The sequence below is a fragment of the Providencia sp. JUb39 genome (assembly GCF_012272845.1).
In the GTDB taxonomy this organism is placed as follows: Bacteria; Pseudomonadota; Gammaproteobacteria; order Enterobacterales; family Enterobacteriaceae; genus Providencia; species Providencia lanzhouensis.
Genome location: NZ_JAAWXD020000002.1, coordinates 56,597 through 76,369, shown reverse-complemented (window position 1 = coordinate 76,369; position 19,773 = coordinate 56,597). Strand labels below are relative to the sequence as shown.

Here is a 19,773-nt window from a genome sequence, read left to right as displayed (position 1 = left end):
AATGACTCAACCCTCATTTAAAGAGCGGCTGATTGAAAATAGCTTAATTTATATTGGCATGACATTGATTTTTGCCGCGTTGATTTTTTACGGCTTACTGCAGTATTTAGTCGCGATGCGTCGTGCGCTATTCAGTGAGTCGACATTGCAAATCCTGCAACTGATACAAGAAACGGGCATGGTGTTTATTTTTGCCTTGGGGGCCGCGTGCAGTCTAGCGGGCATGGTGTATGCGGTGGTGAAAACTTGGCAGCGTATTAAAGCCCCGTCTGATTTCCCTGATGATGAGGTGAAACATCCATGAAAAATGTGCTTGTACTCCTGTGTTTATTGGGGGCCATGATGGCGAATGCCAGTGTCCTTGAGGAAATAGCGGCATTGGAAGCCCATAAAGGCGAGACGGTCACTGAACAACCTGCCGTGGAGTCTGTACCATCAGAACCGGTAGCCTCAACAGCACCTGCCGCCAGACCTTACCGACTCCCGAATGGCAAAGTGGTCAATTTGAATGATTATATCTTGGTGCTGTTTATGCAATCGCAGTGTCCCTATTGCCACCAGTTTGACCCACAGTTTGCGTTATTGACAGCGAAAATGGGATTCAAGGTGTTTCCCTACACCTTAGATGGACAAGGGGATATGGCTTTTCCGAATGCCATCCCAGCACCGCCTGACGTGGTTCAAACGTTCTTTGGGGGCGGATTGCAAGTGTTAACCCCGTCGGTCTTTTTGGTGGAAGTCAATACGTTAAAAACCTACCCACTGTTACAAGGTCTCACGGAGATGCAGGATGTGGTGAACCGTGTAAACAGTAACCTGATGTTAGTGACGCAAGAATAGGAATATGTCTGCAATCATAAATTTATGGTGAGCAATTGGTAATCGGAGTGACTTGAAGCTTTGATTAAATTTACTTAATGCTTTGAATTTACCTGAGACATATCTGCATGTTCTCCATAAGAAGTAATACAAGAGGTGTCAATTTGGTTTTCTAGCTGACGTAGGTCATAGGCGCTTTGTAAACGTAACCAGAATTCAGGAGTGCTTCCCAAAGCGGCGGCAATACGTATTGCCAGTGACGGTGTTAACGCTGTTTTGCCTGCAAGGAAACGAGAGACTGTTGCGGGTGTTACACCAATATTGAGTGCAAAACGGCGACCGCTAACACCCATATCTTCTAAATCTCTGGCAATTATCTTTCCAGGATGGGAAATTTTAAACTGTCTCATCAGTGATAATCCTCATAATTCAAAATGTAAGCATCACCGTTAATAAACTGAAAAGTGATGCGCCAATTAGCTCTGACTGTAATAGACCAATAACCTTCACGTTCTCCTTTCAAAGGGTGCAGTTTATAAATTTGACGGTTTAATTCGCCTATTTCATTTGCTGTGTCAATAGCTTGTAAACGGTCATTAATCCGCTCTGCATCCTGCGCGGGAATGCCTGAAGTTATGCCTTTTTCAAAAAGTTGTTTCAGCCCTTTATGTTTGAATGACTTGATCATCTTTTTATCCATATTACATGATGTGTAATATCTTATCGTGATGTTGCACGTTATGCAATGCCAATAAGCTCATTAAAATGTATGATTATGTTTTATATGGGTTTTTGCAATTTCATAACTCACGAGTATATAGAGGGTTATGGCACTTAATGAGGTTTCACCATAATGATTGACTTACTCAACTGGTTTCCTGTGCGGAAAGCGGCGATGGATTTTGACTATTTGACGTGTCGGTGTCGGATTCAACTAGGAGGTTCGCTATGCGTAATCGGATAGTTGTAGGGCTTTGTGTATCACTGCTTGTTAATCCTATGGCACTCGCCAGTGTCAATAGCGACATGAATAGCTTCTTTAATAAATTGGGCTTCGAGGGGAATGCGACCGCGGCCCAAGCATGGCAGGGACAAGCGGCAGGGTATGCCACAGGCGGAAATTTATTCTTACGCAGCCAAGTCAAGCAGTTGCAGATTGCATCTTTTACGCCGCCGTCGATTAATGCGGGCTGTGGCGGGATAGATGCTTACTTGGGTTCATTTTCCCATATTAACAGTGAACAGCTTCAGCAATTTGTGAAGCAGTTGATGACAAACGGGGCGGGGTATTTCTTTGACTTAGCCTTACAAACCACAGTGCCGGAATTGAAACAAGCTAAAGATTTCCTGCAAAAAATGGCGTCCGACATTAATAGTACCAATATTTCTTCATGCCAGGCAGCGCAGGGCATTATTGGCGGTTTGTGGCCGACTAATACCGTGCAATCGCAGAAGATTTGTCAGGATATCGCGGGTGAAACCAACATGTTTGCCGACTGGGCGGCATCGCGCCAAGGCTGTACGGTGGGCGGAAAGATGAATGATGCGCTTAATCGTGCGCCCGATAACATGAAAGACCAAGTCATGAAAAACAAGAACCTCATGTGGGATATTTTAACCAAAAATGATTTCTTGAAAAATGACACAGAACTCAAAGAATTAGTGATGAACTTAACAGGGACGCTGATATTCGATGCCAAAGGCAATGTGAAAGCCTTAATTCCTAAAGTTAACCGCCAAGACATTATCAAAGCCTTAATGGAGGGCGGAACAATTACGCTAGAGGGCTGTGTATCGGCGGTCGATTGTCTCGATATTCGCACAAAAAAAATCACCATCGATAGAAAAAATGGCCTCAATGCCATGACGAAATCGATGGTTGAACAAATCCAAGGCAAATTAAGCAGTGATACGGCGTTATCTCCTAAAGAAAAAGGTTTTATTCAAAGCACCTCGATCCCCATTCTGCGCTATCTGGTTGACCCGATGCAGCTCAATATTAAAGCCAGTTTATTGCCTGCCTTAGCAGACTACATTGCTTACGACATTTTACTGCAGTACCTGCAGGAACTGATTGACCAAGCGAAAGTCGCCATGGGGAGTCGTAACTACCCGGAAGAGCCGTTAAAAATCTTACGTGAAAACGTGTCCGAAGCCTCACGCCAACTGGAATCCTTGCAGCAGATGGTCAATACCAAAGCGAATGTGTTGATTGAATTGGAGCGACAAATGAGTTTTTTACGTCAGCAAACCTCCAGTCAGTTGCAAGAGCGGTTTCAGCAAAACTACCGTTTCCACATTGTTAACCCGGAGAAAAAAGGATAGCCCCAATGGCGACCATTGATACTGTGTATGTCTTGGGCGGCGGTGAATACATGATGAATGTGTTCAATGGTGTTGCTGCCCTCATTGGTTCAGACAGTTGGACCTCCATGTACCGAATTGCATTGACCTTATCCGGTGTTGCCGTGATGGTCTCGTTTATGAAAGCCCATGACCCCAAGGAGCTACTGAAGTTTGTGGCAGTGATGGTGATAATGTCGAGTATCTTGTTAGTCCCTAAACACACGGTACACATTATTGACCGCACCAATCCGACGGGAGTGTACTTAGTTGACAACGTTCCGGTGGGATTGGCCGTACCGGCACGGTTTATTACCTCGATAGGCACCAGTTTAACGGAAGCGTATGAAACGGTGTTTCATACGCCCGACGCGATGACCTACAGTAAGACGGGCATGTTATTTGGGGCGGATTTGGTCGGCAATGTCAGCGATATTTTGTCCGTGGACGGGGATTTAGCTGAGTTGATGGGGCTTTACACCAAAAACTGCGTGATTGGGGATATTTTGATTAACCATAAATACTCCTTCCAAGAGCTGATGAACAGCCGTGACCCGTATACGTTGATTTTTCAAAAGCCGAGTCCCCTTCGCGGCATTATCGTGCCGAATGGTAACAGTGCTGCTGTTGGCTCCAATGGCGTGGCTCAAAGTGGGTTTTGGACTTGTGAAGACATGGCGCGTCATGTGTTGATGCCGAAGTTAAACTTGGACACCACCACGGGCGGTAAAACCTGGAACTACACCGTAAAACAAATCTTTGGTGGCCGTCCTGATGCGAATGTGTTGTATGCCGCGATGTTGGGAGACAGTTACAACTTTTATTATCAGGGTGGTGAAACGGCCAGTCAGCTTATGCGCTCTTCCGTGGTGATGAATGCCTTAAAACAAGGGATTGGGGGTTACAGTGCACAAAGTGGTGATACTGCCAGTTTGGTGAATCTGGCATCAACGTCGTCGTACAATAAAATGCGACTCAGTTGGGCGACGTCGTCACAGGTGGCCGTGGCGTTTGTGCCTATCCTTAATACCATTCTGTTGTCGTTAGTGATTGCACTATTTCCGATTTTTATCCTGTTAGCCGTGATTCATACCCTAACGGGTCGTATGATGTTTAACTACATTATGTCGATTATCTATCTGCAATCGTGGCCGCCGATGTTCGCGATATTGAACTATGCCACCAGTTTTTATTTGCGGGGCAAAACAGGCGGCATGGATTTTAACTTGGCGAACCAAGCCAGTATTCAGCAGATGCACAGTGATATTGGGCTCATTGCCGGTTGGTTATCAATTTCTATCCCTTTCATTGCCATTGCGATAGTCAAAGGGTTAGGCCCGGCCATTGCTCAAGCAGGGAATTACTTGGGAACGGCGATTAACAGCTCTGCTACCGCAACGTCCTCACAAGCGGCGGACGGCAACTGGTCATTTAATAACATGCAAACCAGTAATGTATCTGGGAATAAGTGGGACACTAATGCCAGCTTCCGCGATGGTCAAATGACTAGGCAGTTATCGAGCGGGGCAACCAGTACCTTAACCAGTAACGGGCAAGAAGTGGTTGATACCAGTGGGGCGATGTCGCGATTGCCAATTTCCATTAAAGGTAGTCAAGCCATGGTGAGTTCACTGAATCAAAGTGCTCGCCATGCAGAGGTGAATGCGTCCAGCGCGCAAAAAATGAATCAACATGCGGTGAACAGTAGTTGGAGTATGTTATCCCAATTCCAAACTCAAAATGGTAATAGTATGACCTTATCAGCACAAAGCGATGGAAGCGAAGGTGTGAGTCACAATAAAGCCTTAGATAAAATTTGGGGGATTGCTGAAGTTTACGGTAAAGCCAATGGGTTAAGCACGAAAGCCGCATATTCCGAATTAATGGATAAAACGTCAAAAGGAACCGTGACGGCTGGAACCAAAGGCGAGGCGGGTCTACCGCTAAGTGGATTAACAGGTATAAAAGGTGGTGTATATGGTGATGCCAATGTCTCTGGCTCAACAGGATCGTCCCATGGTACACAGGAAAGCAGTAATGAAAGCAATGATAACCGTTATGATAAAAATGCACAGTTACAACAACAATTTAGGGAGGCAAGAGATTACTTTGACCGTATAAGCTTCACAACCGGATCTAGCTCAAATGATAATGAAGCCAACTCGAACATCCAGCAATTTGCTGCCGCGTTAAATATTGCTGACAACTATCATGAGCAATATGCGTTGAATAAAACGAAAAGCCAAGAATACAGTGATATGGCGAGCTGGGCAGAAAATAACAGTGCACAAATTGATAATGTGTTTGATCAGCAGTTTGCCAGTTATGTTAGGCAACAAGCGCCAGACCGTGCAGATATATTACTGAGTAACACGAGCGACCCTATGATTGCGAAAGAGAGAGATGAATTAGCACAACAGTTTGTCAATGGCAGTATTTTGCCGAATTTAGAAGCTAATTATGCTAAGAATTACGGTAAAATTGAAAAAATGGACAATATTGGCACCGATATTAAGGGAATGTCTGAAGGAAATATACGGGAGCAACATGACGCCAATAATGAAATTATTCATGGATTAACTCAAGGTGCAGGTATTAAACAGGGTATAGGGGATACCGTGAAGAGCAATCATGAACAAACAAAAGGCACTATTCAATTAACCGAGCGGGAAATTGAAACCGGAAAACAACCTGTCCAACAAAAATATACACAATTGGAGCGTGAGCATGAGCAAGCGAAAGAAAAACATCGTATTGGACTTGAACGAGAAAAAGAAGAACAAAATTTAATACCTGACCATGACCAATTAAAAGAGCGTGTTGAATTAAAAACAACATGGCCTCCTACCGTGGAAATAAAAGAAGATAAGAAATAGTCAGTTTTATTTATCCTATTTCTTCTTTTCTTTCGTTATAAATTTTGGATCATTATTCTTTTTTTCTTTGATATTGTTCACGAAGAGATTAATGATTATTTTATTTGACTTAAGTTGTAGTGTATAAGTTATCGTTCAATATAGATAAAAAGATAAGGTCTTTATTTTATGAAAAGAATGCAGGTTATAGTTCCACTAATTTTAGGTGTATTTTTATTGACAGGTTGTGGTGCAATGAGTACCGCTATTAAAAAAAGAAATTTGGAGGTGAATACGCAAATGAGTGAAACGGTTTGGCTCGAACCGTCAAATCAAAAAACAGTATACCTTCAAATCAAAAATACCTCTGATAAAGATATGAGTGGATTACAATCTCAAATTGCGAATGAGGTTAAGAGTAAAGGCTATGTTGTGACAACCTCACCAGATGAAGCATATTACTGGATACAGGTGAATGTGCTTAAAGCCGATAAAATGGACCTGAGGGAAGCACAAAGCTTCTTAAATCAAGGCTATCAAGGTGCAGCATTAGGCGCGGCGATAGGGGGCGGTATTGCCGCGTTTAATACAAGTTCAACGGGGACTGCACTGGGTGTAGGGTTAGCCTCGGGACTGATTGGAATGGCGGCAGATAGCCTTGTTGAAGATATTAATTACTCAATGATCACCGATGTTCAAATTTCTGAAAAAACAAAAGCCAATGTGACGACAACGAATGTTGCAAAACTTAAACAAGGTACGTCTGGCTCGAAAATACAAACCAGCCAAGAAGAGGGTGATCGCCATAAATACCAGACCCGGGTTGTGTCTAATGCGAATAAAGTGAATCTCAAATTTGAAGAAGCAAAACCTGTATTAGAACAGCAATTGGCTAAATCCATTTCAAATATCCTCTAAGAGTTTGTTGCTTTAGCGTCATTCAGTGGTGTTCTAACGCACTTCGTTTGTTTACACACTATTCCCCTAAATAATGAATTTTTCAGGGGAATAGTGTGTCTCCTTTTTTGTGGTGATTTATGGCTGATGAAATTGATGTCTCTCAAGCTGAGAGTGATTTTTTGCTGTCTTTACGATTGAGTCAACGTGCTCAGTATCAAGGTCAAAGTGCCGAGGTCTGTGTGGAATGTGGAGAGCATATTCCACTGGCTCGACGAATGGTACTACCGGGTGTGAAACACTGTGTTTGTTGTATTGAATTACAAGAGCTGTCCCGCACAAAATAATCAATGATTGAATTAATCCTGCCTACGTTTTATATCAAATACTAATTTGAGGTTTATATGAAAAAATCAACACTGAATAAAGTGGGGGTTGCTTTATCTTTATTTTTTGTGACTCAATTTTCTTTTGTTCATGCTATGAATGGAAAAAATGACGGGTCGTTACGTTATCTTGCTCAACGCGATGTTATTGTTGGCTGTGGTCAATATGTTGTTGGCTATCAAAATCCGAGTCAATCCAATCAAAAAAACGTGAGTCAATATTTAAATTACTTGGGTATTCTCTCACCTAAGTTAGACCGCGTGTTTTCTGAACTCAATAAATTGAGTTCAGAAAAGATAAGGGTCGATATTCCTGAATATATTAAAATGAACAATTTGAGTCGAGAGCAAGGAATAACATTTTGTGCGCTTAAATCTCAACAGTCAGTCGATGATATATTAATACAATAACATCGAATTATTCATCCCTTCTTATTTATTCTCTATTCGTTATTCCGACGGAGTGTTCTTATTATGAGTTCAACCAAGTATATTACGCAAGGTGGGCAGGTCTTTAGCTATATGCTGGGCATGTTCATGCAAGTGAATAAAAGGATCTCTTTTTGGCTTATTCTATTTTTTCTAATATTTTTCCCTATTATTTTTTATTTCAAAGTTCCCTTTCAGGAAATAAAAAATGGGGGCTTATATTGGTGGCTCTATTTTATGTCTGGCGGGGAACAAGCTCTTTATCGCGTTCCCCCGATTTATGACGTCAGTTTTGATGGACAACTCTATCGTTTTACCTCCGAAGCCATTCTTAAAGACGATTACATGATCTATGCCGGGAACATTGTCTTGCAAGAGTTGGGCTTATCTTTGTTATGGGCCTGTATTTTAGTGATTGGATTGGCCTTTATTATCTACCGCTTTTTACACCGACTGGGTCAGCGCCAAGCCCATAATGATGTTATCGGCGGGCGAACCCTCACCGAGGATGTCAAATCTGTCCGAAATATGCTTCACGCCCGCCGAGAGGCTTCCTCAATTACCTTTGATGGATTACCACTGAAGCTGAACAGTGAAGTGCAAAATATCTTGATGCACGGAACACCAGGATCAGGGAAATCCAATGCGATTAATAAGCTATTAATTCAACTGCGTCAGCGGGGTGATATGGTGATTGTGTTCGATAAAGGCTGCTCGTTAGTGAAAAAGCATTACAACGAAAATATCGACAAATTACTCAATCCCTTAGATGAACGGTGTGAAAATTGGGATCTGTGGCGGGAATGTTTAACTACCCCAGATTTTGACAGTATGGCAAACACACTTATTCCCCAAAGTACCTCAGAAGATCCCTTTTGGACAGGCTCAGCACGCACCATCTTTACGGCGGTGGCCGCAAAGTTGAGTGGTGACCCGAAGCGCAGTTATAACAAGTTGTTGCGAACGTTACTGGCCATCGACCTTAAAACGTTACGTGCGTATGTGGCGGGCACGGAAGCCAGTAACTTGATGGAAGAAAAAGTGGAAAAAACCGCGATTTCGATTCGAGGCGTATTGACCAACTATGTTAAGGCCTTGCGTTACCTTCAAGGGATTGAACGTAATGGTAAAGCCCCGTTTGCTATCCGTGAGTGGATGAAAACCGTCAATGAACCGAAAGAACGCCATGGTTGGTTGTGGATCACCAGTAATGCGCGTCAGCATGAATCTTTAAAACCCCTGATTTCCATGTGGTTAGCGCAAGCGGCGAACTGTTTGCTGGAAATGGGTGAGAATCCAGAGCGGCGCGTGTGGTTTATCTATGATGAGCTGGCCTCTTTGCATAAGTTGCCGGAGTTACCGCAGGTGCTGTCGGAAGCCCGTAAGTTTGGGGGCTGTTTTACGCTGGGCTTTCAGAATAAACCCCAATTGGATTACACCTACGGTCGAGATTATGCCGACGCCATGATGGATTTACTCAACTCCCGTTTTTTCTTTCGTTCACCGGATGAAAGTGTCGCGAAATGGGTTCGCGACCAACTCGGGCAGGAGCGGATCAGGCGGTTCAATGAGCAATACAGCTACGGGAAAGAAACCGTGCGGGATGGGGTGTCCTTCAGTAAGCAGCAAGAAGACAGTGATTTGGTGAACTACTCCGATGTTCAATCTTTACCTGATTTGACCTGCTACATAACCTTGCCGGGTCAATATCCCGTGGTGAGACAAGCCATGCGTTATGAAAAAATCAAACCCGTGGCCGCTGAATTTACCCCGCGTAACATCAATGACAGTTTAGACCAAGAAATTGAAACGGAAATTGAGTTGAGACTTCGGCACGACACCTTACCCGACAATGTGGGACGTTTCATTGATGGATTGATTAGTGGCGAACCTGTTGATATTCCGGCTGAGGTGAGTGCCACCTCGACGGTAGAAAATGCGGTAATAAATACGACTTCAACCGGTGTGTCACAGCCTGCTGCCGCGGTTATGCCCGCCACTGCACCACTTAACACCGCTACGAGTGAGGCGCCGAGCGCGCCTTTAACCAGTGCGAATACGACAAGTGGCCGTGAAGTGATGATGGAAGGACTTAAAGTCAACACCGAAACGGGGGAAGTGTTAGGCCCAGTCACCGAGCCAGAAGAAAACCCACAGGATATGTATGACAATTACATGCGTATGCGGCAGGAAGAAAATGAAATTCTCACGCATATCGCGCCGTCTCATACACAAAACAAGCACGAGAATACCACTCATGACGAACCGGAGGTGTGGTAATGCTCACTGTTGCACCGATTGCGAATAATGCGGCCAATTATTATACCCATGAAGACAATTACTATTTTTTAGGCAACCTAGAAGCCCGCTGGATGGGCGAAGGAGCTAAATCACTTGGCATGACGGGGGAAGTGACCAAAGATCAACTGGGTGAAATCTTGGAGGGGCGCTTACCCAATGGGCAAAGTCTAGAGCGCATGGAAAATGGTAAAAACGTCCACCGCGAAGGGCAAGATTTAACGTTTTCGGCACCCAAAAGTGTCTCGGTATTAGGGCTAGTTCTGGGCGACAAGCGCATGATTGAGGCTCATAACTATGCCGTCGAGGTCGCCCTAAAGGAAGTGGAGAGTCTAGCCTCAACACGGGTAATGGTTGAGGGCAAAACGTCGTTGGAAATGACCAAAAATCTGGTGATTGCGGCATTTAACCACGATACCTCCCGCGAGCACGACCCCTTAGTCCATACGCATGCCATAGTGATGAACATGACTGAGCACAATGGCGAATGGCGCACGTTATCCAGTGATACACAACAAAAAAGCGGCTTCAGCGAAGCCGTTTATGCATTACAAGTATCACTTGGCCAAATCTACCGCCATGCTTTACGTGAGCGAGTCGAAAGCTTTGGTATGCAAACCCATGAAACGGGAAAAAATGGGTTATGGGAAATTGTGGGTGTGCCGGTTGTGCCTTTTTCTCAGCGCCATGCTCAAATCATGGATGCGGTGGGGCATGAAGCCTCACTGAAATCCCGTGATGTGGCAGCGCTCGATACTCGTCAAGCCAAAACAACCCCTGAAAAAAGCGAGTTGTTGACCGACTGGTTTGCCCGCTTGGATAAAAATGGCTTTGGCCCTGAAGAACGTAAAGCGTTTTACGCTGAAGCCGAGCAGCGCCTTGCCAAAGGCCAGATGGGCGATACCTCTCGGGATATACAGCCCGATATTACCCGCGCTGTCACCGATGCGATTGCGTTACTCAGTGATAAGCAGCTCAGCATGACTTACAGCCAAGTGTTGGCTAAAACCCTTGGGGGATTGGAAGCCCGTGCGGGCATGATAGCGCAGGTACGTGAAGCGATTGAAGTGGCGATTGAACAGCGTCAACTTATTCCACTGGATGAGAAAAAAGGGCTATTTACCTCGTCCATTCATTTGATGGACGAGCTGAAGCTGCAACAAATTGCCACCGACATGAAGCAACATAACCGCACCGTCAGTTTTCAGGCGCGGACAGAAACCCTCACTCCCTTGATGGAAAAAGTGGCAGATACCTTACCCAGTATTGCGATTGTCACGAGCCAAGGGCTCGGTAAAGCACAACGAGACGGGGTATTAGACGGTGTTACGATGGCGCAATCGCAAGGACGTGACGTTGCCGTGATGACGCTCGATACAACGAGTGCAAAAGCTTTTACCACGGATAATCGCTTTGCTACTGTGCCAAAAATGACCTTGGGTGATGGTCAACCGCTTAAACCCAACAGTACCTTGGTGGTTGCTAATGCGGAAAAACTGTCACTGAAATCCGCCTTATCCCTACTTGAAAGCGCTCAATCTGCCAATGTGCAAGTGCTCATGATGGACAGTGGTGGGCGCAAAGGCACGGGAAACGTATTGGCGACGTTGCAAGATGCAGGAGTGTCACGTTTTCAAGGTGAGTTGTCATCCATTGTGACAGTAAAAACCGCCCATATTCCCGATAAAAATCACCGTTATGCGACGCTGGCTGCAGATTATGCGCAGTTGCACAGCGACATGAAACCGGTAGTTGCACAAGTGAGTGGGGTTCGGGAGCAAAAGATTGTCACTGATACCATCCGTCAGACCCTCACCGAACGTGGGATGCTCAGTGAGAACACGGTCACCGTTACCCAGCTTAAGCCCGTGTGGCTCGACAGCCATTCACGCAAGCAAATCGACAGCTACCGTGAAGGCATGGTGATGGAGCGTTGGAATGCGGACAAAAAAGAAGTTGAACGTTACACCATTGACCGTGTGACGCCTGAAACCCGTTCGGTCACGTTGCTCGATGACCAAGGGCAAAAACAGGTGATGAAGCCACAGCAATTTGATGGCCAATGGAGTGCCTATCAACGCCAAACGATGGACATCAAGCAAGGCGAGCAGTTAACGATACTGGCGAAGCAAAATAAACTCTCTGCACGTGACGCTGTCACGGTTTCCGGTTTTATGCCAAACGCCATAATGGTTAATTTCAACGGCAAAACGCACCGTATTGATGTGAGGGGCGGTGTCAAAGCCGATTACGGCTATGTTACTGCGCCAGGACAACAGGCTAACGATACCGGTACGGTGTTATTGGCCGCATCTGCGCGTGATACGCAGCCCACCTTACTCAATACGGCTGCCCGCAGTGGTGAGCATATTACGGTGTATACGCCACTGGATAAGATGGAAACCGAGCGTCGTTTATCGCGTTCGCCTGTCTATCAGCAAGCGCGACAGTTAGCAGGGATTGAGGGGCAGGATGCGAAAGCCATTGAGCAAGCCGCTGATAAGGCGGCTCACGCGTTATGGTCTAAACCCGAAAAAGCCTTGCAACAAGGCATGGAGTTAGCGCAAGAGAGTCAGGTTTTTTTCTCGCGCATCGATGCGATTGCCAAAGCGTTACCGTTACACCCTTCGCTTGACAGTCAATCGGTGGGAAACGCTTTTGACCGCTTAGTTTCCCAAAAAGCCATCATCCCCGTGAGCAGTGGCAAGGGGGCAGCCCAACAACATTATGTGGTCGCCAGTACGTGGGAGATGGAAAAACAAATCCTCACAACGATTTTAGCGGGCAAAGACACACAAACGCCGTTGATGGCGTCTGTGCCAGAGGCGCAACTGGACGGATTAACCTCGGGACAAAAAGCAGCAACTGAGCTGATTTTAGGCAGTCGTGACCAATTTGTCGGTATCCAAGGCTATGCCGGGGTAGGGAAAACCACGCAATTCACTGCCGTTCTCAAGGCGTTGGATACCCTCCCAGCAGCGCAGCGACCTGAAGTGATAGGCCTTGCGCCCACGCACCGTGCCGTTGGGGAAATGGCCGATGTCGGTGTGAAAGCACAAACCTTGCATGCCTTTTTGATGGATGCGAATCAACGCCAACAACAAGGCGAAACGCTCGATTTTAAAAATACGCTATTTTTAGTCGATGAAAGCTCTATGGTCGGCAACCGAAATTTAAGTGAAGTTTTGCAAATCATCGCGCATGGCGGGGGGCGAAGCGTGCTCAGTGGGGATACGGCCCAGCTATTATCGGTGGACCGTGGTACGCCCTTTGCGCTTGCGCAAGAACGCTCAACCCTTGATACCGCCATTATGAAAGAAATTGTTCGGCAAAGACCCGAACTTCGTCCGGCCATTGAAGCCATTATAGCAGGCAATATTCAAACTGCTATCGACACGATGAATAGCGTGACGCCTGATGTGGTTCCGCGCCGTGCCGATGCAGAATTACCTGAACAGTCAGTCATACACTCGGGGGATAGGGTTCTTAATCATATTCTCGTCGATTATCTCGGGCGAACTGTAGAGGCGCAAAAAGAGACACTTATTGTGGTGCAAACTAACCGTGATAAAGATGCGCTTAACGGCGGCATTCATCAAATCTTACTCGATCAGGGGCAATTGCAAGGCGGAAACACTATCCCGATACTGGTGCGTGAAAGTACGCGCACCGAAGCCTTGCTCTCAACGGTTGGGATGGCGACACATGTCGGTAAGATTGCTCTCATTCAAGAGCAGTACTATCGAATTGCGGTGACAGAGACGGGAGTGAGTGAGGGGGTTGTGACCCTGGTTGATGAAGAAGGTAAAGGGTATTTACTCTCGGCTTTTGAAAGTAGCTTACGGGATATCGGTATTTACCGCCAAGAAAGCCGTCATATCGCGGTTGGCGAGAAAATTAGCTTTACCCGTACCGACAAAGAGCGCGGACGCGTGATGAACAGTGACTGGACGGTCAGTGAAGTCAGCGAAAATGGAAAAATCACGATTACCAAGGGCGATGAGTCACGTGAGCTTGACCCGAATAGGGCATTGACTGACCAACATCTGGATTACGGCTATGCCGGTACGGCACACAAAGCCCAAGGGGCGAGCAGTCAGTTTGTGATTGTCCTTGGTGGCGTGGCAGGAGGCCGACGCTCTCTGGCAACCTTGCGCGATGCATACGTGGCTCTATCCCGAACAAAAGCCCATGTGCAAACCTACAGTGATGATTTGGATAAATGGACGAGCGCAATTAAAAATCCGGGGAACCGGAAGACCGCCCACGATGTTTTGCTGGCCGAACAAGACTACGCGGCTAACGTCGGTAATCAACTGTTTGAACGGGCGCAGCCGCTCAATGAGACGGCAATAGGACGAGCATTAAGCCGTCAAATGGGATTGGGTGACACCCATGAAGGGAAGTTTGTTTATCCGTCCACTAAGCATCCCGAACCGCATGTCGCGTGGCCGGCTTACGATGTCCACGGTAAAGCTCAAGGTACGGTGTTACAAGCGATTGAACTTGACGGTGATAAATTGCAAGGACTTCGAGCTGAAGGGCGTTTACTGGGGAGCGAACAGGCACAATTTATTGTGGTGAAACCTAGTCAAAACGGACAAACCATGATTGTAAACAGTCTGGATGCAGCCTTTGAGACGATGGCACAGCAACTCGAACAGGGTGTGGTGGTACAGCTCAATCCTGATGAACGGTTACACACTGCCATGATTGAGAAAATCACGCAAGGGGAAGTGGATAACGCCTATGCGAACCCGAATGCCGCGCAAACCGATAAAGCAGACAGTGGCCCGAAATCCCTGCAAACCCCTGAGGAGCAGGCGATGGATAAGGCCTTAAAAGAGGCTGAAGCTGCCCTGCGCCAGCAAACCAGTAGTGAGTCTAAAACCCCTGAGTTTAACGAGGAGGAATTGAAACAGGTGATGGCTCAAGAGCGTGACAGCTTACTGAAAGGCGAACATGACTTCATGGAGGCGAAAGAGCGTGTCATTGAAAAGGCAGTTCAGTTTGAGCGTGAACATCAGCAACAACAACGGGATATCTTGCGCCAACAAGAGCGTGAAATCGTGATAGAAAAATCCCGCGATCGCGAATTTGGTGATTAAGGATGTTAATTATCTATGAAAGAACCAGTTATATCAGAAAAAAACCAATGGGCGTTTATTGATTTAGAGAATGTCCCGCATTTAGAGTCAATAGCGTTTGAGCAGTATCAGCAAGTCTTTATTTTTGCAGTCCCCAAGCAAGCCAATCTCAAATTACCCGTACAAACAACCGCCGCTATATTCTCAACATCATTAAAGTAAGCCAAGTCAGTCAGAATAATGTGGATTTTCACCTTGCCTGGTATTTAGGGCAAGCACACGAACAAGCAGATAAAACGTGCCATTTTACCGTATTTAGTAACGACAAAGGGTTCGCCCTCTTAGTCAGTACGGTAAAACAACTCGAGCGATCATGTACCTTGCAAGAGTGCATCCAAACCAAGCAAAAAGTGACACTTTCACTCAATGAGACCAAAAAAATGCTTAAAATGCCCTTTTTTCAACGTAACAACGGTTTTCCGAAACAGCTTACGGGGTTGCGTCGACGTTTAATCAATATCGTAGGTGCAGCCCAGGCACACACTGTCGAAGCGCATATTGCGAACTTGGTAACACTGAAGGTGATTTCTTATAATGGGGAGGCACTTGCTTGGTATCTTGCTGGACTTGCTAAACACCGCAAATCCCCGCATTGATTGTTGGCTATTTCCGCCAGTTCTATTTAGTTTTCTCTCGCGTCGAACCTCAAGTTTTATCACAAATTATTGTGAATAAATCACGTCTTTATCGTGAAGACGTTGCTTGAATGCGCATAGAGTGCTAAATTAGCCGACAATTGATGTGAACTTAGTGGTCGCCACGCCGAAAGGTGGCAAGAAATGGGATGTAACACACGAAATGTGCTGTGAACCCAAATAGAAAACCCCTGTAATCTTCTTCATACTTGGCGGTGCGAGGAAAGATTATCAGGGGTCATCAGAGCAATTCCGCTAGGGGTAATGTTGAACTCCTAGCGGGGAGTATAGAATTATGTGCAAAAAAATTCAACTCCTTCCGTACAACATAAGTGCGGAGAGACATGACTAATGGGATCTCAATTCCTGCAATTCCTTGTTCCATCGGTAAAATCCATCGGCATTATGCGCCAAAATTTTTAGGGCAATTACCGAATTTAGTGCCTGTACGCCGCTTTGCGGCGGCGTTAAAGCGTCACGATTGGAACCGAAACCCTCATATTTACCAACTGCGTTATAGCCGAAAACAACGGATATCCGTGCGTTCAGAGCGTCGAGAGACCTTTGATGCCCTCGCCGATGGCCATGATTGAGTTCGCCGATTATAACCCCGAAAGTGATGCCCTGTTTGAAGTGATGTGCTCGGTGGAGAAGTTGGCGGAATTGTGCGGTCAACTGTATCGCTATGACAGTGGCCGTAAAAGTTACGACCCGATATTGCATGCGCTGCGCGACTGGGAACAAGCTAACCTCATTGTGATTGACCGCGATTTTGATGTTGAAGCCAAACAATACAAAGCGATGCGCATTTGGATTCGTCCGGAGTTTTTCCATGGACTCGGGTTTTCTGCATCGGAACTGCGCGAAGTCGTGTCCAGCTTTAGCCGCTGGATGGAAAAACAGGGATTAAAAGAGAGTTACCAAAAACGCTACGCCCAACATGTTTTGCGGCTTGCCCGCGCGAACGTGGCGTCACTGGAGACTAAACATAAACTTCGCAACCTGCTCAATAAACTCAAAACCCTCGTGATTGGGAAGGATGAAGCGCTTAAACAAGAGAAGAAACATTTAGCCAAGGCCCTGAAAGAAAAGAAAGCCTTAGCCAAAAGTTTGGAAGCACCTGAAAGCGCAGAACACGCCGCATGGCGTCGTTTTGAAGCCTGGAAGGTGACACAGCCTATTGCGGCAGTCATTGCCTTTGAGCGACAAATGAAAGCCTAGTATCCGAGTATTCAAGGACAGGCACTCTACCTGCATTACTTGGAACACTTGCCCGACTCGTAATTCATCCCCCTAAATTTACCGCCTTGACTGGCGGTGGTCTCGTTCGCCCTAAATCTGTAAAGCTTATTTTTTTGAACAGGAAATTCGTTGATTCAATCTCTGCATTCATCTCGACGATGACAGCTCGACTATTTTAGTGTGATATTTACCCTATTAACTTCGAATGCATTTATTCTCTGCAATTAACTTCGAATCAGTTTGGTGTTTTATTGTTAAATTCGTTTTTAGATTCCGAACTAAACGTCCTTTTAAATAAAAGGAGTTGCGGCTCTGCTTTTTCAAGCCGCACACTCTAAAGAAATAAACCCAATAAAGCCTTCGCTTACACGCCATACATGGCGGTCGCTCAGATAATGGTGTCAGAATAGTGCCATTGCCCCCGTAAAGCTGGCCTATGGCCACCTTTACGCGCAGCTACAGCCGTTCATCGAGGCTACGCCTCTCGCCCATCTCACTGCGTTTTACAAAGGGGCAAAAAACATAATAATGGTTTTAATTACGCAAGGCTCAACCAGCGCAGGGGGCGATAGGGGGAATTAAACGCTCTGTAACCGCTAACGCGGGTCTCGACGGCTCTCACCTAATACCGTTCTCTGTCACAACGTTTGCCGTCTACAGCCCTACGGGCGGGTGATTTCGGTTAAATTTCGTGATACTCTGGTTATTAATGTATTGAGAATAAACACAATTTTGGTGTGAGGTTGAAATGGAACGCAAAACACTGACGATAAAACGCCCCACGACGGAAAATGTCGCGGAAAGTGCGGATCCTGTTATTCAACGTCGCCGTAAACAGGTTGTGGTCAATACACAACGTAAACCGAATAAACCCGCCAAAACAACGCCAACTCAACCTTCTAAAAAGGGCACACCTCCACCTGCGAAAAAAAAAGGACACGGTTGTCACTCCATTAGAGAAAAAAGTCATTCCCCCTACGCCACCGAAACAACATCTCCCGTTAGAGGTGGCTATCGCGAACCTATCAGAATATTGGCCACACCTTTTTCCCAATGAACAACTTCGACCGATGACTGTTGGCATACGTGAAACCTTGTTTGCCGATAAAAAGGTACGTGAATTGCCAATTTCGACTAAAAAATTGAAACGCAGCCTTGCGGTCATTAGCCACAGTGTTAAATACCGCACCACCATTATGCCTGGCGCGGTATGCTATGATAAAGACAGTCAACCGAACGGGATTGTCACGGAATCGGATGTCGCTGATACATTGAAACGCATTCAAAAACTGGCTAAACAACAATCACGAATCGTATGACAAAGACATTCAATTCCCCGATTACCGTTGAAGAAAAGAATCGTTGGCTGGGTAAATTAGCCTTTGCCGCTTTAGCGCGCTTAAACTAGCCCAATCGGATGGAAAAGCGGCTCGAAACGTCCAGTCTGAAAATCTTTATTTGCTTCGCTGGCTACAAACGGTCCTGAAACAAAAACGGTTTCATCGCTGTGTCGGCCATGATTTTAAATGGCTTATCAACCTTGGTCAACAACGGTGAATGACCTCAAAAATGAAATCGCGGTTAGAATATTTATGGCGTTCGTGTTGTTGTGATATTGCCAGCCAAAGTGATTTATTTCGCTTAACCTACGCGACTGAGCTGCTCAAAGATTTAGGGGTATTGCGCCCAATTCACCGAAAAGTTCCACGTATTCTTATTAATTATTATATTTCAGTAGGTTATCCTTCTGGTTCTTGAATTATATTACCTTGCTTATGTTTAGCCATATTCAGTGCCCGATAAATTGTGGCTTCACCCAATTTAAATACCTTGGCTAACTCTCCAATCGTTGAACCATTCATTCTACGGGTATAGATCTCGTTGCATAGCCCATCATTGAGCTTTGCTGGACGCCCGAACTTTACACCGCTTTCTTGGGCACTGTTGCAAATAAAGTAGTGTGATTGAGTTTTTCAACTCGAAATGTGCTACACACCAAAGGCTCGATTCACTAGACGCATTTCGCCTAGCGGCTGACCATAGTAAAAATGTTCAGCTTGACCTTTGCGAAGCGCACGCATCACCTCAATGCCTTTAATGGTCGCATGTGCCGTTTTAATGGATTTAAACCCTAAGGTGGGATTTATCACGCGCTTCAATTTTCCATGATCGCATTCAATGACATTATTGTGAAATTTGATTTGCCGATGCTCGACATGTGTAGGACATTTCCCTTCTCCTTTGAGCAGGTTAAGTGCTCGACCATACGGTGCGGCTTTATCTGTATTGATAACCCTAGGGATTTGCCATTTTTTAACGCGATTGAATATTTTTCTTAAAAACCGATAAGCCGCTTTGGTATTACGGCGTGGTGAGAGGTAAAATTCAAGGGTATGCCCCCGACTATCGACAGCTCGGTAAAGGTACGCCCATTTTCCATTCACTTTGATATACGTTTCGTCTAAATGCCAATTGTTGAGATCAGAGGAATTACACCAATACCAACGTAACCGCTTTTCTATTTCTGGCGCATACCGTTGAACCCAGCGATAGATTGTCGTGTGATCTACATTGACACCGCGCTCAGCCAACATTTCCTGAAGTTCTCGATAACTGATACCGTATTTGCAGTACCAACGCACAGCCCAAAGGATGATAAACCCGGTGAAATGACGACCTTTAAATGCATTCATGAGGTAAGCTTCCGTAGAGGGCTGGTTAA

20 protein-coding genes are annotated in these 19,773 nt (G+C 45.7%); 16 read left to right on the top strand and 4 right to left on the bottom strand.

Annotated elements, in window-relative coordinates; translation table 11 throughout:
* The first annotated feature begins 1 nt into the window (after nucleotide 1).
* Together HFU86_RS19080 and trbB are read left to right on the top strand one after the other, a co-directional pair.
* Nucleotides 2-304: a hypothetical protein gene (locus HFU86_RS19080; RefSeq protein WP_132497230.1), complete on the top strand. Its 303-nt coding sequence runs from the start codon at nucleotides 2-4 to the stop codon at nucleotides 302-304.
* Nucleotides 301-840 (top strand): type-F conjugative transfer system pilin assembly thiol-disulfide isomerase TrbB, encoded by a 540-nt coding sequence (gene trbB / locus HFU86_RS19075; RefSeq protein ID WP_132497229.1) that lies wholly within the window; start codon nucleotides 301-303, stop codon nucleotides 838-840. Before HFU86_RS19080 ends, trbB begins: the two co-directional genes overlap by 4 nt.
* Nucleotides 841-914: 74 nt before the next feature.
* Here trbB and HFU86_RS19070 read toward each other — a convergent pair whose 3' ends face one another.
* Both HFU86_RS19070 and HFU86_RS19065 read right to left on the bottom strand, forming a co-directional pair.
* Complete coding sequence (locus HFU86_RS19070; protein WP_132497228.1) at nucleotides 915-1,229, bottom strand: HigA family addiction module antitoxin; 315 nt, start codon at nucleotides 1,227-1,229, stop codon at nucleotides 915-917.
* Nucleotides 1,229-1,507, bottom strand: coding sequence for a type II toxin-antitoxin system RelE/ParE family toxin (locus tag HFU86_RS19065; protein WP_132497227.1), 279 nt, complete (start codon nucleotides 1,505-1,507; stop codon nucleotides 1,229-1,231). The genes HFU86_RS19070 and HFU86_RS19065 overlap by 1 nt, the downstream gene beginning before the upstream one ends.
* A 260-nt stretch (nucleotides 1,508-1,767) precedes the next feature.
* On the opposite strand from HFU86_RS19065, the gene traH reads away from it, so the two are divergent.
* The 14 genes from traH (at nucleotide 1,768) to HFU86_RS20235 (ending at nucleotide 18,608) form a co-directional block, all read left to right on the top strand.
* Nucleotides 1,768-3,144: a conjugal transfer pilus assembly protein TraH gene (gene traH, locus HFU86_RS19060; protein ID WP_132497226.1), complete on the top strand. Its 1,377-nt coding sequence runs from the start codon at nucleotides 1,768-1,770 to the stop codon at nucleotides 3,142-3,144.
* Nucleotides 3,145-3,149: 5 nt separating this feature from the next.
* Nucleotides 3,150-6,038: a conjugal transfer mating-pair stabilization protein TraG gene (traG, locus tag HFU86_RS19055; protein WP_187129913.1), complete on the top strand. Its 2,889-nt coding sequence runs from the start codon at nucleotides 3,150-3,152 to the stop codon at nucleotides 6,036-6,038.
* Between the two features lie 168 nt (nucleotides 6,039-6,206).
* Nucleotides 6,207-6,935, top strand: coding sequence for a complement resistance protein TraT (gene traT / locus HFU86_RS19050; RefSeq protein ID WP_187129912.1), 729 nt, complete (start codon nucleotides 6,207-6,209; stop codon nucleotides 6,933-6,935).
* A 119-nt stretch (nucleotides 6,936-7,054) separates the two neighbouring features.
* Complete coding sequence (locus tag HFU86_RS19045; protein ID WP_187129911.1) at nucleotides 7,055-7,261, top strand: TraR/DksA C4-type zinc finger protein; 207 nt, start codon at nucleotides 7,055-7,057, stop codon at nucleotides 7,259-7,261.
* A 57-nt stretch (nucleotides 7,262-7,318) separates the two neighbouring features.
* Complete coding sequence (locus HFU86_RS19040; protein ID WP_187129910.1) at nucleotides 7,319-7,711, top strand: hypothetical protein; 393 nt, start codon at nucleotides 7,319-7,321, stop codon at nucleotides 7,709-7,711.
* A 63-nt stretch (nucleotides 7,712-7,774) separates the two neighbouring features.
* Entirely contained in the window at nucleotides 7,775-10,009 is a 2,235-nt protein-coding gene (traD, locus tag HFU86_RS19035; protein ID WP_187129909.1) for a type IV conjugative transfer system coupling protein TraD, read from the top strand.
* Nucleotides 10,009-15,135 (top strand): conjugative transfer relaxase/helicase TraI, encoded by a 5,127-nt coding sequence (gene traI, locus HFU86_RS19030; protein WP_187129908.1) that lies wholly within the window; start codon nucleotides 10,009-10,011, stop codon nucleotides 15,133-15,135. The genes traD and traI overlap by 1 nt, the downstream gene beginning before the upstream one ends.
* Before the next feature lie 15 nt (nucleotides 15,136-15,150).
* Nucleotides 15,151-15,336, top strand: coding sequence for a hypothetical protein (locus HFU86_RS19025; RefSeq protein WP_187129907.1), 186 nt, complete (start codon nucleotides 15,151-15,153; stop codon nucleotides 15,334-15,336).
* On the top strand, nucleotides 15,288-15,770 hold the full coding sequence (locus tag HFU86_RS19020; protein WP_187129946.1) for a PIN domain-containing protein: 483 nt from the start codon (nucleotides 15,288-15,290) through the stop codon (nucleotides 15,768-15,770). Before HFU86_RS19025 ends, HFU86_RS19020 begins: the two co-directional genes overlap by 49 nt.
* Before the next feature lie 383 nt (nucleotides 15,771-16,153).
* Nucleotides 16,154-16,402: a hypothetical protein gene (locus HFU86_RS19875; RefSeq protein WP_255426025.1), complete on the top strand. Its 249-nt coding sequence runs from the start codon at nucleotides 16,154-16,156 to the stop codon at nucleotides 16,400-16,402.
* The gene (locus tag HFU86_RS19015; RefSeq protein WP_255426024.1) at nucleotides 16,377-17,030 is read left to right on the top strand and encodes a hypothetical protein; all 654 of its coding nucleotides are present in this window, start codon (nucleotides 16,377-16,379) and stop codon (nucleotides 17,028-17,030) included. Before HFU86_RS19875 ends, HFU86_RS19015 begins: the two co-directional genes overlap by 26 nt.
* A 769-nt stretch (nucleotides 17,031-17,799) precedes the next feature.
* Entirely contained in the window at nucleotides 17,800-18,108 is a 309-nt protein-coding gene (locus tag HFU86_RS20245) for a hypothetical protein (protein WP_255426023.1), read from the top strand.
* Nucleotides 18,059-18,370, top strand: a complete 312-nt coding sequence (locus HFU86_RS20240; RefSeq protein ID WP_336431780.1) for a ProQ/FINO family protein — start codon at nucleotides 18,059-18,061, stop codon at nucleotides 18,368-18,370. The genes HFU86_RS20245 and HFU86_RS20240 overlap by 50 nt, the downstream gene beginning before the upstream one ends.
* A gap of 55 nt (nucleotides 18,371-18,425) precedes the next feature.
* Entirely contained in the window at nucleotides 18,426-18,608 is a 183-nt protein-coding gene (locus HFU86_RS20235) for a DUF2913 family protein (RefSeq protein ID WP_336431787.1), read from the top strand.
* Nucleotides 18,609-18,790: 182 nt separating this feature from the next.
* Here HFU86_RS20235 and HFU86_RS19000 read toward each other — a convergent pair whose 3' ends face one another.
* Together HFU86_RS19000 and HFU86_RS18995 are read right to left on the bottom strand one after the other, a co-directional pair.
* Nucleotides 18,791-19,003 carry a helix-turn-helix domain-containing protein gene (locus tag HFU86_RS19000; RefSeq protein ID WP_187129945.1) on the bottom strand — a complete coding sequence of 71 codons (213 nt, stop codon included), beginning with the start codon at nucleotides 19,001-19,003 and terminating at the stop codon, nucleotides 18,791-18,793.
* A 36-nt stretch (nucleotides 19,004-19,039) separates the two neighbouring features.
* Nucleotides 19,040-19,744: an IS6 family transposase gene (locus HFU86_RS18995; protein ID WP_187129905.1), complete on the bottom strand. Its 705-nt coding sequence runs from the start codon at nucleotides 19,742-19,744 to the stop codon at nucleotides 19,040-19,042.
* Between the last annotated feature and the right edge of the window lie 29 nt (nucleotides 19,745-19,773).

Bases quoted from the DNA above. Each gene is read 5' to 3' on its own strand.
- HFU86_RS19080 (WP_132497230.1), top strand. From the start codon at position 2: ATGACTCAACCCTCATTTAAAGAGCGGCTGATTGAAAATAGCTTAATT.
- trbB (WP_132497229.1), top strand. From the start codon at position 301: ATGAAAAATGTGCTTGTACTCCTGTGTTTATTGGGGGCCATGATGGCG.
- HFU86_RS19070 (WP_132497228.1), bottom strand. From the start codon at position 1,229: ATGAGACAGTTTAAAATTTCCCATCCTGGAAAGATAATTGCCAGAGAT.
- HFU86_RS19065 (WP_132497227.1), bottom strand. From the start codon at position 1,507: ATGATCAAGTCATTCAAACATAAAGGGCTGAAACAACTTTTTGAAAAA.
- traH (WP_132497226.1), top strand. From the start codon at position 1,768: ATGCGTAATCGGATAGTTGTAGGGCTTTGTGTATCACTGCTTGTTAAT.
- traG (WP_187129913.1), top strand. From the start codon at position 3,150: ATGGCGACCATTGATACTGTGTATGTCTTGGGCGGCGGTGAATACATG.
- traT (WP_187129912.1), top strand. From the start codon at position 6,207: ATGAAAAGAATGCAGGTTATAGTTCCACTAATTTTAGGTGTATTTTTA.
- HFU86_RS19045 (WP_187129911.1), top strand. From the start codon at position 7,055: ATGGCTGATGAAATTGATGTCTCTCAAGCTGAGAGTGATTTTTTGCTG.
- HFU86_RS19040 (WP_187129910.1), top strand. From the start codon at position 7,319: ATGAAAAAATCAACACTGAATAAAGTGGGGGTTGCTTTATCTTTATTT.
- traD (WP_187129909.1), top strand. From the start codon at position 7,775: ATGAGTTCAACCAAGTATATTACGCAAGGTGGGCAGGTCTTTAGCTAT.
- traI (WP_187129908.1), top strand. From the start codon at position 10,009: ATGCTCACTGTTGCACCGATTGCGAATAATGCGGCCAATTATTATACC.
- HFU86_RS19025 (WP_187129907.1), top strand. From the start codon at position 15,151: ATGAAAGAACCAGTTATATCAGAAAAAAACCAATGGGCGTTTATTGAT.
- HFU86_RS19875 (WP_255426025.1), top strand. From the start codon at position 16,154: ATGACTAATGGGATCTCAATTCCTGCAATTCCTTGTTCCATCGGTAAA.
- HFU86_RS19015 (WP_255426024.1), top strand. From the start codon at position 16,377: ATGCCCTCGCCGATGGCCATGATTGAGTTCGCCGATTATAACCCCGAA.
- HFU86_RS20245 (WP_255426023.1), top strand. From the start codon at position 17,800: ATGGAACGCAAAACACTGACGATAAAACGCCCCACGACGGAAAATGTC.
- HFU86_RS18995 (WP_187129905.1), bottom strand. From the start codon at position 19,744: ATGAATGCATTTAAAGGTCGTCATTTCACCGGGTTTATCATCCTTTGG.